At 70.5% G+C, this 12950-nt stretch carries 10 protein-coding genes; 5 read left to right on the plus strand and 5 right to left on the minus strand.

Going from position 1 to position 12950, the window contains the following annotated elements:
* Positions 1–57: 57 nt before the first annotated feature.
* Positions 58–1329 (plus strand): MFS transporter, encoded by a 1272-nt coding sequence (locus tag AB0J91_RS02705; protein ID WP_363863412.1) that lies wholly within the window; start codon positions 58–60, stop codon positions 1327–1329.
* 10 nt (positions 1330–1339) lie between these two features.
* Here AB0J91_RS02705 and proB read toward each other — a convergent pair whose 3' ends face one another.
* The 4 genes from proB to rplU all read right to left on the minus strand — a co-directional run bounded on the left by proB (position 1340) and on the right by rplU (position 4714).
* Entirely contained in the window at positions 1340–2455 is a 1116-nt protein-coding gene (proB, locus tag AB0J91_RS02710) for a glutamate 5-kinase (RefSeq protein ID WP_363863415.1), read from the minus strand.
* On the minus strand, positions 2452–3951 hold the full coding sequence (gene obgE / locus AB0J91_RS02715) for a GTPase ObgE (protein ID WP_363863671.1): 1500 nt from the start codon (positions 3949–3951) through the stop codon (positions 2452–2454). Before obgE ends, proB begins: the two co-directional genes overlap by 4 nt.
* A gap of 182 nt (positions 3952–4133) precedes the next feature.
* Complete coding sequence (rpmA, locus tag AB0J91_RS02720; RefSeq protein ID WP_093421130.1) at positions 4134–4391, minus strand: 50S ribosomal protein L27; 258 nt, start codon at positions 4389–4391, stop codon at positions 4134–4136.
* A gap of 14 nt (positions 4392–4405) precedes the next feature.
* Positions 4406–4714 (minus strand): 50S ribosomal protein L21, encoded by a 309-nt coding sequence (gene rplU / locus AB0J91_RS02725; protein ID WP_363863418.1) that lies wholly within the window; start codon positions 4712–4714, stop codon positions 4406–4408.
* A gap of 439 nt (positions 4715–5153) precedes the next feature.
* Here rplU and AB0J91_RS02730 point away from each other — a divergent pair, with 439 nt between their 5' ends.
* From AB0J91_RS02730 to AB0J91_RS02745, 4 genes are all read left to right on the plus strand, one after another.
* Complete coding sequence (locus AB0J91_RS02730; protein WP_363863421.1) at positions 5154–6854, plus strand: hypothetical protein; 1701 nt, start codon at positions 5154–5156, stop codon at positions 6852–6854.
* A complete protein-coding gene (locus AB0J91_RS02735; protein ID WP_363863424.1) occupies positions 6851–7822 on the plus strand; it encodes a glycosyltransferase family 2 protein in 972 nt (323 codons plus the stop codon). The genes AB0J91_RS02730 and AB0J91_RS02735 overlap by 4 nt, the downstream gene beginning before the upstream one ends.
* Positions 7823–7954: 132 nt before the next feature.
* Positions 7955–11182: an arabinosyltransferase domain-containing protein gene (locus AB0J91_RS02740; protein WP_363863427.1), complete on the plus strand. Its 3228-nt coding sequence runs from the start codon at positions 7955–7957 to the stop codon at positions 11180–11182.
* 96 nt (positions 11183–11278) lie between these two features.
* Positions 11279–11998, plus strand: a complete 720-nt coding sequence (locus tag AB0J91_RS02745) for a helix-turn-helix transcriptional regulator (RefSeq protein ID WP_363863430.1) — start codon at positions 11279–11281, stop codon at positions 11996–11998.
* On the opposite strand, the gene AB0J91_RS02750 is transcribed toward AB0J91_RS02745, so the two are convergent.
* Positions 11983–12888 (minus strand): hypothetical protein, encoded by a 906-nt coding sequence (locus AB0J91_RS02750; protein WP_363863433.1) that lies wholly within the window; start codon positions 12886–12888, stop codon positions 11983–11985. The genes AB0J91_RS02745 and AB0J91_RS02750 overlap by 16 nt on opposite strands.
* Positions 12889–12950 lie beyond the last annotated feature (62 nt).

The raw sequence follows: 12950 nt of genomic DNA on the forward strand, positions 1-12950 counted from the left end.
ACCCACGAGCGCTTACCGTGTCGGCACCTCATTCCCTGGCGCGGCACGGAGGTTGCAATGTCCCAGGACGAAGCGGTGGCCCACAAGCTCCCGGTCCGAACGCTGGTCGCGGCGAGCATCGGGAACGCCATCGAGTGGTACGACTGGACCATCTACACCGCGTTCAGCGTGTACTTCGCGTCCGCGTTCTTCCCCGGCGAATGGGCGCTGATCAACACGCTGGCGACCTTCGCGCTCGCGTTCTTCTTCCGCCCGCTCGGCGGCTGGATGCTCGGCCGCTTCGCCGACCTGCGCGGCCGCAAGACCGCGATGCTGGTGACGATCTCGCTGATGGCAGGCGGATCGCTGATCATCGGCATCCTGCCGACCTTCGAGTCCATCGGGTGGCTGGCGTCGATCCTGCTCATCCTCGCCCGCATCGGGCAGGGCCTCTCGCTCGGTGGCGAGGTCTCCAACGCCTCCGCCTACCTCGCCGAGATCGCGCCACCGTCGCGGCGCGGCCGGTACTCGTCGTTCTTCTACATCTCCACCGGTGCCGCGCTGCTCATCGCCTCGCTGCTGGGGTTCCTGCTGACCTCCGTGCTCAGCGAGGACCAGCTCACCTCCTACGGCTGGCGGATCCCGTTCATCGTCGGCGGCGTGCTCGGGCTCGTCGGCATGTGGTTGCGGCGCACGCTGACCGAGACCGAGCAGTACGAGGAGAACAAGACCAAGGCCAAGGCCCTGAAGAACCCGCTGATGATGACGCTGCGGGATCACCCCAAGGCCGTCGGGCAGCTCATCGGGTTCTCGATGCTCTCGACGCTGTGCTACTACACGTTCTTCAGCGCGCTCACCCCGTTCGCGGTGAAGAACCGCGACGCGGACGCCACCGACGTGTTCCTCGCGCTGTCCATCGCGACGGCGCTGTTCATCGCGCTGCAGTACCCGATGGGCTTGGTGTCCGACCGCTACGGCCGCAAACCGCAGCTGCTGGTGTGGTCGGCGGCCATCGCGATCCTCATCGTGCCGCTGTCCAGCCTGGTGCGGCCGGGCCTGGGCAGCCTGCTCGTCGTGTTCTGCGTCGGTGTCGGGCTCTACACCGCGATGACCTCGATCGCGCCGGCGATCATGTCGGAGCTGTTCCCGACCGAGCTGCGCGGGCTGGGCATCGGTGCCTGGTACAACCTCACCGTCGCCGTCTTCGGCGGCACGGCACCGCTGGTCATCCAGGCCTTCGCCGAGTTCGGCATCGCCACGGGCTTCTTCTGGTACATCGCGGTGGGCGCGGTGATCGCGTTCTTCGTCATCCGCACGCTGCCCGAGACCCGGGCCACCGAACTGCGCTGAACCTCCCGGATCAGCGCAGCGGCACGAGGTCGTCGGCGTGGACGACCTCCCGGCGCTGCTCGGGCGGGAGGTCGTGGGTGGAGCGACCGATGAGGGTCGGGAGCTCTTCGGCGTCGTAGGCGACCACACCGCGGGCCACGACCTTGCCGGTCGGGTTGAGGAGTTCGACGACGTCGCCGCCGTCGAAAGCGCCCTCGACCGCGGTGATCCCGGCGGCCAGCAGGGAGCGGCGGCGCTTGACGACCGCGGTGACCGCGCCCTCGTCCAGCCAGAGGCGGCCGTTGGCCCCGGCCGCGTGGGCGAGCCAGAAGCGCCGGGCCGACAGGCGGTTCCCGGTCGCGGCGAAGGCCGTTCCCACGTCCGCCGCGCCCAGCGCGCTCTCGGCGTTGGCCGAAGACGTGAGCAGGACCGGAATTCCGGAGGTGCAGGCGACTTTCGCCGCCGCGACCTTCGAGGCCATGCCGCCGGTGCCCAACCCGGACGCACCCGAGCTGCCCGCGTCGACGCCGGCCATGTCGGCGGCACCGGCGACCTCGCGGATCACCTTCGCGCCGCCCTTGCGCGGATCACCGTCGTAGAGCGCGTCCACATCGGACAGCAGGATCAGCGCGTCGGCTCCGATCAGGTGCGAGACCAGCGCGGCCAGCCGGTCGTTGTCGCCGAAGCGGATCTCGGTGGTGGCCACCGTGTCGTTCTCGTTGACCACCGGCACCACGCCCAGCCCGAGCAGCCGGTTGAGGGTGCGCTGCGCGTTGCGGTAGTTGCTGCGGCGCACCACGTCATCGGCGGTGAGCAGCACCTGGCCGACGGTGAGGTCGAAGCGGGCGAACGACTCGGCGTAGGCGTGCGCGAGCGCCAGCTGCCCCACCGACGCCGCGGCCTGCTGCGTCGCCAGGTCCTTCGGCCTGCGACGCAGGCCCATCGGCGCGATCCCGGCGGCGATGGCGCCCGAGGAGACCAGCACGACCTGTCCCCCGGCGGCGACCCGCTTCGCGACCGTGTCGACCAGGATCGCCAGCCGCTCGGAGTCCAAGCCGCCCTCGGTGGTCGTCAACGAGGACGAACCGACCTTCACCACGATCCGCTGCGCGGCCGCGACGGCCTGCCGAGTCGCCGAGAGGCTCACTCGTCGTCCTCCTCCTCGCCCCCGACGTAGCGGCCGAACTCGTCCAGCCCGCTGCCGCGGCGCGCCTGCTTGGCGATCTTGCGGTCGTGCGCCGAAACCCGGTCGTCGGACTCCAGCCGCAGGTCGTAACCGCGCCGACCGAGCAGGTTGGCCATCCCGGCCGGGGTGGAGGGCTCCCAGTCGAAGGTCATGGTGCCGATGGTGACCTGGCTGCCGGGCTCGGCGCCCTGCTTGGCCAGCGCGTCCTCCACGCCCAGCTTCGCGAGCCGGTCGGCGAGGAAGCCCACGGCCTCGCTGTTGTTGAAGTCGGTCTGCCGGATCCAGCGCTCCGGCTTCTCGCCGCGAACGATGAAGGCGTCCTCGTCCTCCGGGTCGGGTTCGACGGTGAAACCACCGTCGTCGACCGCGGTCGGCCGGACCACGACGCGCGCCGGTTCCGGCTCGGGCAGCGTCTCGCGATAGCGCTCGACCTCGGCGCCCATCGCGAAGCTCAGCTCGCGCAGGCCTTCGCGAGAGGCGGTGGAGATCTCGAAGACCGGCCAGCCCCGCTCCTCGACCTCCGCGCGCACGAAGTCGGCGAGCTCGCGGGCCTCCGGCACGTCGATCTTGTTCAGCACCACCATGCGCGGGCGGTCGGCCAGGTCGGCGCCGCCCTGCTCGGCGGCCAGCGCCGGGGTGTACTCGGCGAGCTCGTTCTCCAGCGCGTCGATGTCGGAGATCGGGTCGCGGCCCGGCTCCAGCGTCGCGCAGTCGACCACGTGGACCAGCACCGCGCAGCGCTCGATGTGCCGCAGGAAGTCCAGGCCCAGACCGCGTCCCTGGCTGGCGCCGGGGATCAGGCCGGGCACGTCGGCGACGGTGAACACCGTTTCGCCCGCGGTCACCACGCCCAGGTTGGGGACCAGGGTGGTGAACGGGTAGTCGGCGATCTTCGGCTTCGCGGCCGAGACCACCGAGATCAGCGAGGACTTGCCCGCCGACGGGAAACCGAGCAGGCCGACGTCGGCGACCGACTTCAGCTCCAGCACCAGTTCCAGCTCTTCGCCGGGCTCGCCCAGCAGCGCGAAGCCCGGCGCCTTGCGGGCCTTGGATGCCAGCGCGGCGTTGCCGAGGCCGCCGCGACCGCCGGCCGCCGCGATGAACGTGGTGCCCGTGCCGACCAGGTCGACCAGCACCTCACCGTCGGGAGTCAGCACGACGGTGCCGTCCGGGACCGGCAGCACCAGGTCCTCGCCCTGGGCGCCGTTGCGGTGGCCGCCCTTGCCGGGCTGACCCTTCACCGCGCGGGCGTTGGGCCGGTAGTGGAAGTCGAGCAGGGTGTGCACGCCGGAGTCGACGACGAGGCGGACGTCGCCGCCCTTGCCGCCGTTGCCGCCGTCCGGACCGCCCAGCGGCTTGAACTTCTCCCTGTGCACCGAGGCGCAGCCATTTCCACCGTCGCCCGCGGCGACGCTGATGGTCACGCGGTCAACGAACCGCGACACGAATGCCTCCAGGAAGATCAAGCCGAGCGGCAGCCCGGCGGGTAGAGCTCTTGGTCTCGATTGCAACAACGGCGCGACCGGCGCGCTTCCCGGCCGCGACGCGGGTCACCCCGGACAACACAAAGCGAGGGGCGGCCCGGTCATGCCGGTTCCGCCCCTCGCCGGGAAGTTGCTGGCCTGCGTCGAGAGCCGGATCAGGCCTCGACGGGCTGCACGCTGACGGCCTTGCGGCCGCGGTAACGTCCGAACTCGACGGTACCGGCGGACAGCGCGAACAGGGTGTCGTCGTTGCCCCGACCCACGTTCAGACCCGGGTGGAACTTGGTCCCACGCTGACGGATCAGGATCTCACCGGCCTTGACGACCTGGCCGCCGTAGCGCTTCACCCCGAGGTACTTGGGGTTCGAGTCGCGGCCGTTCCGAGAGCTGGATGCGCCCTTCTTGTGTGCCATGACTACTCAGGTCCTCACTTGTTGATGCCGGTGACCTTCACCCGGGTCAGCTTCTGACGGTGACCCTGGCGCTTGTGGTAGCCGGTCTTGTTCTTGAACTTGTGGATGCGGATCTTGGGGCCCTTGGTCTGCTCGACCAGCTCGCCGGTCACCGACACCTTGGTCAGCGCGTCGGCGTCGGTCGTGACCTCGGAGCCATCGACGACCAGAACCGCCGGGAGCGCGACCTCGGAGCCCAGCTCGCCATCGAGCTTCTCGACCTCGACGACGTCCCCGACAGCCACCTTGTACTGCTTGCCGCCGGTCTTGACGATCGCGTACATGAGTCGGAAGTCTCCTGCTGCTCGGTTTCGCTAATTCACCAGGTTGCGGCGGACGTCCGCCACGATCACGAGGACCGGGGCTTCCTACCACGCCGCTGGTGCAGCGTCTCGGTGGGTTCCTGTCTCAGCAGCGAGGACCGCGCGAGCGACCGCACTCGAAACAGGCGTTTAATCTCTCCGCCCGTCCGGCGGCGAGAAGTTCTCACCCATCATACAGACCAGGTTTCCGTCCCCGATCGACCGGGGCGGTACCACCAGTGCGGATCCGCGGATCACGCGCTGACGGGCGAGCCGGAACAGCATAAGCGAGCTCGCCGCGCACCGGCGAACCGCCCCCGCGGTCATGGCGCATCCCGGCCAGATTCCCCCGTTCCGCGACCATCGTGACCTGCCCTTGCTACCGTCAGTGGCTGCTCGTGATGATCTAGGGAAACGCAGAGTGACTGACACCGCTTCGGAGACCGACCGCCGGGCCGCCGCACCCACGACACCAGCCGCCCCCGGCCCGGTGCGCCGCTTGGGTCCGCTGCTGCTGGGGTTGTCGGCCGTCGTGCCGCCGCTGATGATGCTGCGCGAGATCCTGCGCTACCCGCAGATGCACTTCTACGACTACTGGTGGGTCCTGCTCGACATCACCGACGTCGACGGCTCGCTGCGCCCCGAAGCGCTGCTGGGATTCCGCAACGAGCACCCGTTCGTGCTACCGAGCCTGCTGTTCTGGCTCAGCGCCCGCTTCGGGCACGGCCTCAACCAACCGCTGGGCCTGGCCGTGCTCGCGATGGGCGTGGGCTGCGTCCTGCTGGTGCAGGCGATGCTGCCGAAGCACCTCGACCCCTGGCAGCGGGCGGGACTCCTCGCGGCGACCTCGACGCTGGTGTTCAACCCGCACGGCATCCACAACTACGTGCGCTCGATGAGCGGCGCCTCGTGGATCCTGGCGATGCTGCTGGTCCTGGGGGCGCTGCTGGCGATGCACCGGGAGCACCGCGCGATCGCCGTGGTGCTGGGCCTGCTGGCCTCGATCAGCTACGGCACCTCGTTCGCGGTGTGGCCGGCGCTGGCCCTGGTGGCCTGGCTGCGCGGCGACCGGCGGAAGTGGATCGCGACCCCGATGGTGGTCGGGTTCGTGGTGGTCGCGACCTGGTTGGTGCTGCGCGGCCCGCAGGGCGGTGGCGGGAGCTCGCCGACCGATGATCCGGCGCAGGCGATGCTGGCCGGGCTGAGCATGCTCGGCATGGTGTGGACCGGCACCGAACCCTCGGTCGCGCTGCTGGCGGGTGTGGCCGGGCTCGGCGTGCTGGTGCTGCACGCGAACCAGACCACCGCCGAGCGGCGGATCGCCGCGCCGTGGTGGGGGCTGGCGCTGTACGCGCTGGGCTGCGCGGTGATGATCTCCGGCTCGCGCGCGGCGTTCGGCGAGTCGGCCGGGCTGCAGAGCCGCTACAACAGCATGACCGCCGCGCTGTGGATCGCGGTGCTGGTCATCGTGGTCGCCTGGGCGCGCTGGCCGCGGTTCCGCGCGGTCGCGGTAGGCGCCACCGCGCTGGCCACGGTCGCGCTCGGGGCGCCGATGGCGCAGAGCGTGCGGGCCGACGCGCCCAACCAGCAGCTGCTGGCGGTGGCCGCGCGGATCGGGCACCCCGACGCATTCACCGACCGCTTCCCCTCGCCGGGTCAGCTGCTGCCCCGCCTCCAGGCGCTCGGGCACTACCCCTTCTCCCCCGAGTTCTCCCTCGGCTGCCCGGACGGGCTCGACGTCGGCGACCGGGTCAGCACCGCGACCTGGCGCACGCCCAGCGTCGACTCGCTGCGCGAACCGCGACCGGACGGCCGCGACGTCGTGCTCAACGCCGAGACCGACCAGGTCCAGGGCGGCGCGCGGATGCTCAAGGGCTGGGCGATCTCCGGCATCGAACGCGCGCGCTGCGTGGCCGTGCTCGACCAGACCGGCACGGTCGTCGGCGGCGGCGTGGTCGACCTCCCGCGCCCGGACGCCGAGGCCGCCACACCCGGCATCGAGAGCGGGCTCGGTTTCCAAGCCGTCGCCCCCGCCCGGTCCGGTCCGCTGCGCGTGGCGTTCCAGTTCCCCGACGGCTGGTGGATCCGGCCGCTCACCGAGAATCCGCAGGTGGCGCGATGAAGGTCCCGGAAGTCTCGCTGCTGGCTCCCGCCAAGGACGAGCGCGACAGCTTGCCGAAGCTCTTCGCCGAGATCAGCGAGGCCATGGCGGGACAGCACCGCGAGTGGGAGCTGCTGATCGTCGACGACGGCAGCACCGACGACAGCTGGCAGGTCATCACCGAGCACGCCGCGCTGAACCCGCGCATCCGGGGGATCCGGCTGCGCCGCAACTTCGGCAAGGCCGCTGCGCTGGCCGCCGGGGTCGCCGAGCTGCGCGGCGAGCTCATGGTCACCCTCGACGCCGACCTGCAGGACGATCCCTCCGAGATCCCCCGGCTGCTGGCCGAGCTGGACTCCGGGGCGGATCTGGTCAGCGGCCACAAGGCGCAGCGCAAGGATCCGCTGGGCAAGCGGCTGCCGTCGAAGGTGTTCAACTGGTTCACCGGGCTGATCACCGGGCTGCGGCTGTCGGACCACAACTGCGGGCTGAAGGCGGCGCGCACCGAGGTGTACCGGCGAGTTCCGCTGTACGGGGAGCTGCACCGCTACATCCCGGCGCTGGCGCACCAGCTCGGCTACCGGGTCGTGGAGCGGACGGTCAACCACCGGCCGCGGCAGCACGGGGTGTCCAAGTACGGGCTGGAGCGCTACGCGCGGGGCGCGCTGGACCTGCTCACGGTGATGGCGCTGACCCGCTACGGACGTCGTCCGGCGCACCTGTTCGGCGGGCTCGGGATGCTGGCGGGAACGCTGGGAACTCTGGTGCTGCTGTACTTGACCGGGGTGTGGTTGTTCACCGAGGAATCGATCGGAACTCGTCCACTTCTGACGCTCGGGATTCTGCTGGAGATCTTCGGAGTTCAGATGATCTCGCTGGGTCTTCTGGCCGAACTCGTGCTGCACCGAACCGGACGTGAACACGACGTGACGGTGCTGGTCGCGGAGCAGACCACGCGAACCGCGAATTCAGATCAACACGCTTCGTGACCGAACGTTTCAACGCGGAACACAGCGCGGTAACGAGCTCCTGACAAAGCGATTGCGCATTACCTGACGCAAATGCGAAATAGGCCGGGGGGCGGCAGAACACACCCTGTCATCGCCCGTAGGGTCTCCCCCGTGCAGCAAGAGTCGGCGAAGAAATTGCGGTTGCTCGCCACGCTTCTCGGGCTGGTGGGCACCGTCCTGGCGCTACTGGTCCCGTTCCTCCCCGTCAACCACAAGGTGGGGACGTTGCGGTGGCCGACAGCGGAGGGGACCAAGTCGGTTTCGGCCCCGCTGGTGACCTACGCACCGGTGTGGCTGGACGCGAAGGTCCCGTGCGCCTCGGCGCGGAGCCTGGACGCGAGAACCGAGGGCCCGGGGTTGTTGCTGAGCACCAACTCGCCCGATTCGGACTCCGGTCAGCTCACCGGTCTCGTCCTGCAGGTCGACAACGGGCAGGCGCTGCTCTACTCCAAGGGCCAGCAGATCGGCACCACGCCGCTGCCCGCCGGTGACTGCACCCTGAAGGTGCACGCCGACGCAGCAGGCACCACCGCCAGCATCGGCAAGGAGCGCTGGGTCAACCTGACCGGCGACCAGCGTCCCCAACTGACCGGCATCTACTCCACTTTGGACAACACTCGCGACGACGTTCGCGGGCTGGACTTCCAGGCCAGGGTGGACAACCGGTTCAGCTCGTGGGCGACGCCGCTGAAGACGACCGTCATCGTGCTGACCCTGGCCTCGTTCATCGGCTCCGTGCTGTGCCTGCGACGGCTGGACGTCCTCGCCGGCCGGCGCGCTCCACGCCTCGCGCCGAAGCGATGGTGGAAGCCGACGCTGCGCGACATCTCGGTGTTCGCCGCGCTGGGGATCTGGTGGCTGATCGGGGCGATGACCTCCGATGACGGCTACGTGCTGAGCATGGTGCGCTCGGAGCAGAGCGCCGGCTACGTCAGCAACTACTACCGCTGGTTCGCCAACCCGGAATCGCCGTTCGGCTGGTTCTACGAGGTCTACTCGTTGTGGGTGAGGGTGTCGACCGCGACCCCGTGGGTCCGGTTGCCCGCGCTGCTGATGGGCATCATCAGCTGGCTGCTGATCTCCCGCGAGGTGCTCCCCCGGCTGGGCCAGCAGGTCCGGCGCAGCAACGCCGCCGGCTGGGCCGCGGCCGCGGTGTTCCTCGCCTTCTGGCTGCCCTACAACAACGGTCTGCGCGCCGAGCCGGTCGTGGTGCTGTTCTCGCTGCTCGCGCTGTGCGCCGTCGAGCGCGCGGTGAGCACCGAGCGGCTCACGCCCGCCGCGCTGGGCCTGGTCGCCGCCGCGCTGTCGGTCGGCGTCAACCCGCACGGCCTGATCGCCGTGCTCCCCTACATCGCCGGTTTCAAGCCGCTGCACCGGATGGTGCGCAAGCGAGCGCAGCAGTTCGGCTGGCTGCCGGTGCTGGCGCCGCTGGCCGCGTCCGGGTTCGTGATCCTCACGCTGGTGTTCTACGACCAGACGTGGCGTTCGGTGATGGACGCCATGGAGCTCAAGACGACCTTCGGCCCCAACGGGCACTGGTACGAGGAGCTCAGCCGCTACCTGCTCCTGTTCAGCGAGAGCCCGGACGGTTCGCTGAGCCGCCGGTTCCCGGTGCTGCTGGTGATCCTGTGCGTGGCGACCTGCGGCGTGGTGCTGCTGCGCCGCGGCCGGATCCGCGGTGCGGCGCTCGGCCCGAGCCGGCGACTGCTGGCGGTGGCCGCGATGTCCTTCGCGGTGCTGGCGCTGACGCCCACCAAGCACACCCACCACTTCGGCATCTTCGCCGCGGTCGGCGGCGCGCTGGCAGCGCTCACGGCGCTGGCCACCAGCACCACGGTGCTGCGCTCGCGGCGCAACCGGATGGCGTTCGTGACCGGTCTGCTGGTGCTGCTGGCCTTCGCGGCCACCGGCCCGAACGCCTGGTGGTACGTGTCCGGCTGGGGCGTCCCGTGGTTCGACAAGCCGCCGTCGATCAAGGGCTACCGGGCCAGCACGATGATCCTGGTCGTGGCCGCGATCACCGGCATCATCGCCGTGGTCGAGCACCTGCGGATCGACGAGAGAAACCCGAAGATCGTCGACGAGAGCTGGGAGAGCAAGGAGAAGCGCAACCTCGCGTTGCGCTGGGGCACGGCGCCGCTGTCGGTGCTGTGCGCGCTGATGGTGCTCGGTGAGCTCGCCGCGTTCGGCAAGGGCATCGTCGAGCAGGGGCGGAGTTACACCCTGGCCACCGACAACATCAAGCAGCTCACCCAGCAGAGCTGCGGTCTGTCCGACTCGGTCGGGGTGGAGACCAATCCGCGCGAGGGCGTGCTGAAGGCGTCCGCGCAGCAGCCGACGGTTCCGGCCCCGGCCAAGCAGCCCGATCTGAAGCTGCCGCCGCAGCGCCTGGCCAACCAGGAGAACGCCCAGCAGTACCTGCAGCCCAAGGAGGTCGGTTTCACCGACCCGGGCGTGCCGCCGACCGACGAGTCCTCCCCGGACGCGCCGAGCTGGCGCCCGCCGAACCAGTTCGGCGGACCCGAGGCCCCGGTGTGGGGCAGCTACGACGAAGAGGGCCAAGGCACCGGCGAGCTGCGCACTCCGTGGTTCGACATCCCGGAGGAGGCCCGGTCGGGCAAGCTGCCGGTGGCGATCAGCATCGCGGGTTCGGAGACGGGCGCGAACCAGGTCTACTTCGAACTGGGCAAGGACACGCCGCAGGGCTTCCAGCTGACCAACCGGTACCCGGTCCAGCAGGGCCCGCCGCCGGGATGGCGCGAGCACCGCTACATGCTCGGCGGGGAGGCCGAGGGCGCGACGAAGCTGCGGATGGTGCTGGTCGACCAGTCCCTGGGTCAGTCGGGCTGGCTGGCCGTGTCGGCACCGCGCGTGCCGAAGCTGACCCAGCTCACGCAGTTCGTCGGCAACGACCCGACGTTCGTGGAGTGGCCGGCCGGGCTGGTGCACCCCTGCCTGGAGATCTCGGGGTTGTACAACGGCATCGCGGAGATGCCGAAGTTCCGGGTCAGCGCGGGCGAGCAGGTCCGGGGCACCGGTGAGGGATGGTCCTCGCCGGACGCCGGTGGGACCTTCGGCTGGATGACGGTGGCCTCGAGCGTGCGCAACCTGCCGACCTACCTCACCAACGACCCGCAGAAGGACTGGGGCTCCCTGTACCAGGTGCACCCCTACACGCCGGACGCGTTGCCCGCCTCGGCGGCGCTGGAGCTGCACACCGAGACGCACTCCGGCCTGTGGTCCCCCGGGCCGCCCGCGCAGGGTTTGGACCTGCCTGGCGACATGCCCAGTTCCGATGACAGGACCGACATCCCGGCCTTCGACTCGGACGAGAACTGATCCACCCAGGCGAAGCCCCGGTCCCGAGGGACCGGGGCTTCGCGCGTTCCTGGCCGGCGGGTGGTCCTGTCCGGGTGGCATCGCATACTGCTGGATGTGCGGTACTGGGAGTCCTCGTCTTCAGCGGAGCTGCGGAGCTTCGTGTCGTGCCTGTGGGGGCACGGCGCCGCTCCGGTCGAAGGCTCGCAGCTGGTCGTGCCCGACGGGTGCGTCGACCTGATCTGGCGAGCGGGACGCGTCGAGGCCGTCGGTCCCGACACCGGGGCGTGGGTCTCCGGGCTGGACGCCGGGGTGCCGATGTACGGCATCCGCGCCCGACCGGGGATGGCCCGGCTGCTGCTCGGCGTCCCCGCGGCTGAGCTGCAGGACCTGAGGGTCGACGCCACCGAGCTCTGGGGGTCCCGGGGACGCGACCTCGCCGACGCCGTCGACGAGCATCCCGAGCTGGCCCCCGCACTGCTGGAGCGCTTCGCGCGGGAGCGCCTGGCCGAGTGGGAACCCGACCCCGCCGTGGCGGTCGCGGTCGCCGCCCTGGACGATCCACGACCGCCGTCGGTGCGCGCGCTGGCCGGGCGGATCGGGGTGTCCGAACGTCAGCTGCGACGCCGGATCGGCGATGCCGTCGGGTACGGGCCGCGGACGCTGGTGAGCGTGCTGCGGTTCCAGCGGACCGTGCGCAGCGGTGGCGAGCACCGGCTCGCCGAGCTCGCCCACCGCTGCGGCTACGCCGACCAAGCCCACCTGACCAGGGAATTCCGCCGACTGTCCGGCCTGACCCCGAAGCAGTACTTCGCGCGGGATCAGGCCGCGTCGTAGGCGCTCAGGACGCGCAGCGCGTCGAGCGTGACCCGGGGCCTGCCTTCCAGCGCGGTGCTCGGCGACCACTCCAGCCAGTGGATCGGCCAGCCGCCGTCCTCGCGCTGCTGCTCCGCCAGGTGATCCAGTCCCCGCTCGATCTCGGTGTCGCTGAACCACCGCCGGGCCAGGCTCGCCGGGCTCGGCGCGTAGTCGCAGACCCCCGGGATCTCACCGGACGCGTAGCCGGGAGCCACCCGCGCCAGCTCCGGGCGTTCGGGATCGAGCAGCACGTAACCGGCCTCGCGGATCAACCCGCCGACGCGCTCGGCCGCTCGCTCGGCCCGCTCCCGATCGGGCACCTGGTCGAGGAACGCGACCGAGGCGATGGCCTCGTAGGGGTGGGTCTCGGTGAGCGCGTCGACGCGCTTCCAGCAGAATTCGGTCGCGCCCGACAGCCACGGGTGCTCGACGGCGTTCTTGTGCAGCACCCCGGCCAGCAGCGCGGTCGACAGCAACGACCCCTCGGGTTCCTCGACCACCGGGATCCACGGGGCGTGCGGGTAGTCGCCGAGCCGCACGTCACCGCCGGGCACGCCGCCGTCCGGGCGGGTGATGGTGGCGAGGTGGTCGCAGATGGCCGGAGCGGCCTCGGCGCAGCGGCCGATCTCGTCCAGGATCGTCAGCGCCGTCCAGGTCTGCAGCGGCTGGCTGATGGGGCCGCGCGCGTCCGGTTCCAGGCCGTAGCCGTACCCGCCGTCGGAGCAGCGGTAGGCCTCCAGCGCGGTGTGGACCGCCGCTGCCGAGCCGTCGGCGTGGAGGTGTTCGAAGCGGCGTTGTTCCAGCACGCGGGCCGTGAGCCAGATGAAGCGCTCGGCGTCCGCCAGGCGCTGCGGTGTGCAACGAGTCATGCCACCGACGTTAAGCGGAAATGGCCGACCCGTTCTTGAACGGATCGGCCATTTCCGGTGTT

This window comes from Saccharopolyspora sp. NPDC049357 (assembly GCF_040677225.1).
Taxonomy (GTDB): domain Bacteria; phylum Actinomycetota; class Actinomycetes; order Mycobacteriales; family Pseudonocardiaceae; genus Saccharopolyspora.

What these genes read in the sequence shown, in the direction of transcription:
- AB0J91_RS02750 (WP_363863433.1), bottom strand. Translation starts at nt 12,888, where the DNA reads ATGACTCGTTGCACACCGCAGCGCCTGGCGGACGCCGAGCGCTTCATC.
- rplU (WP_363863418.1), bottom strand. Translation starts at nt 4,714, where the DNA reads ATGTACGCGATCGTCAAGACCGGCGGCAAGCAGTACAAGGTGGCTGTC.
- AB0J91_RS02705 (WP_363863412.1), top strand. Translation starts at nt 58, where the DNA reads ATGTCCCAGGACGAAGCGGTGGCCCACAAGCTCCCGGTCCGAACGCTG.
- AB0J91_RS02735 (WP_363863424.1), top strand. Translation starts at nt 6,851, where the DNA reads ATGAAGGTCCCGGAAGTCTCGCTGCTGGCTCCCGCCAAGGACGAGCGC.
- rpmA (WP_093421130.1), bottom strand. Translation starts at nt 4,391, where the DNA reads ATGGCACACAAGAAGGGCGCATCCAGCTCTCGGAACGGCCGCGACTCG.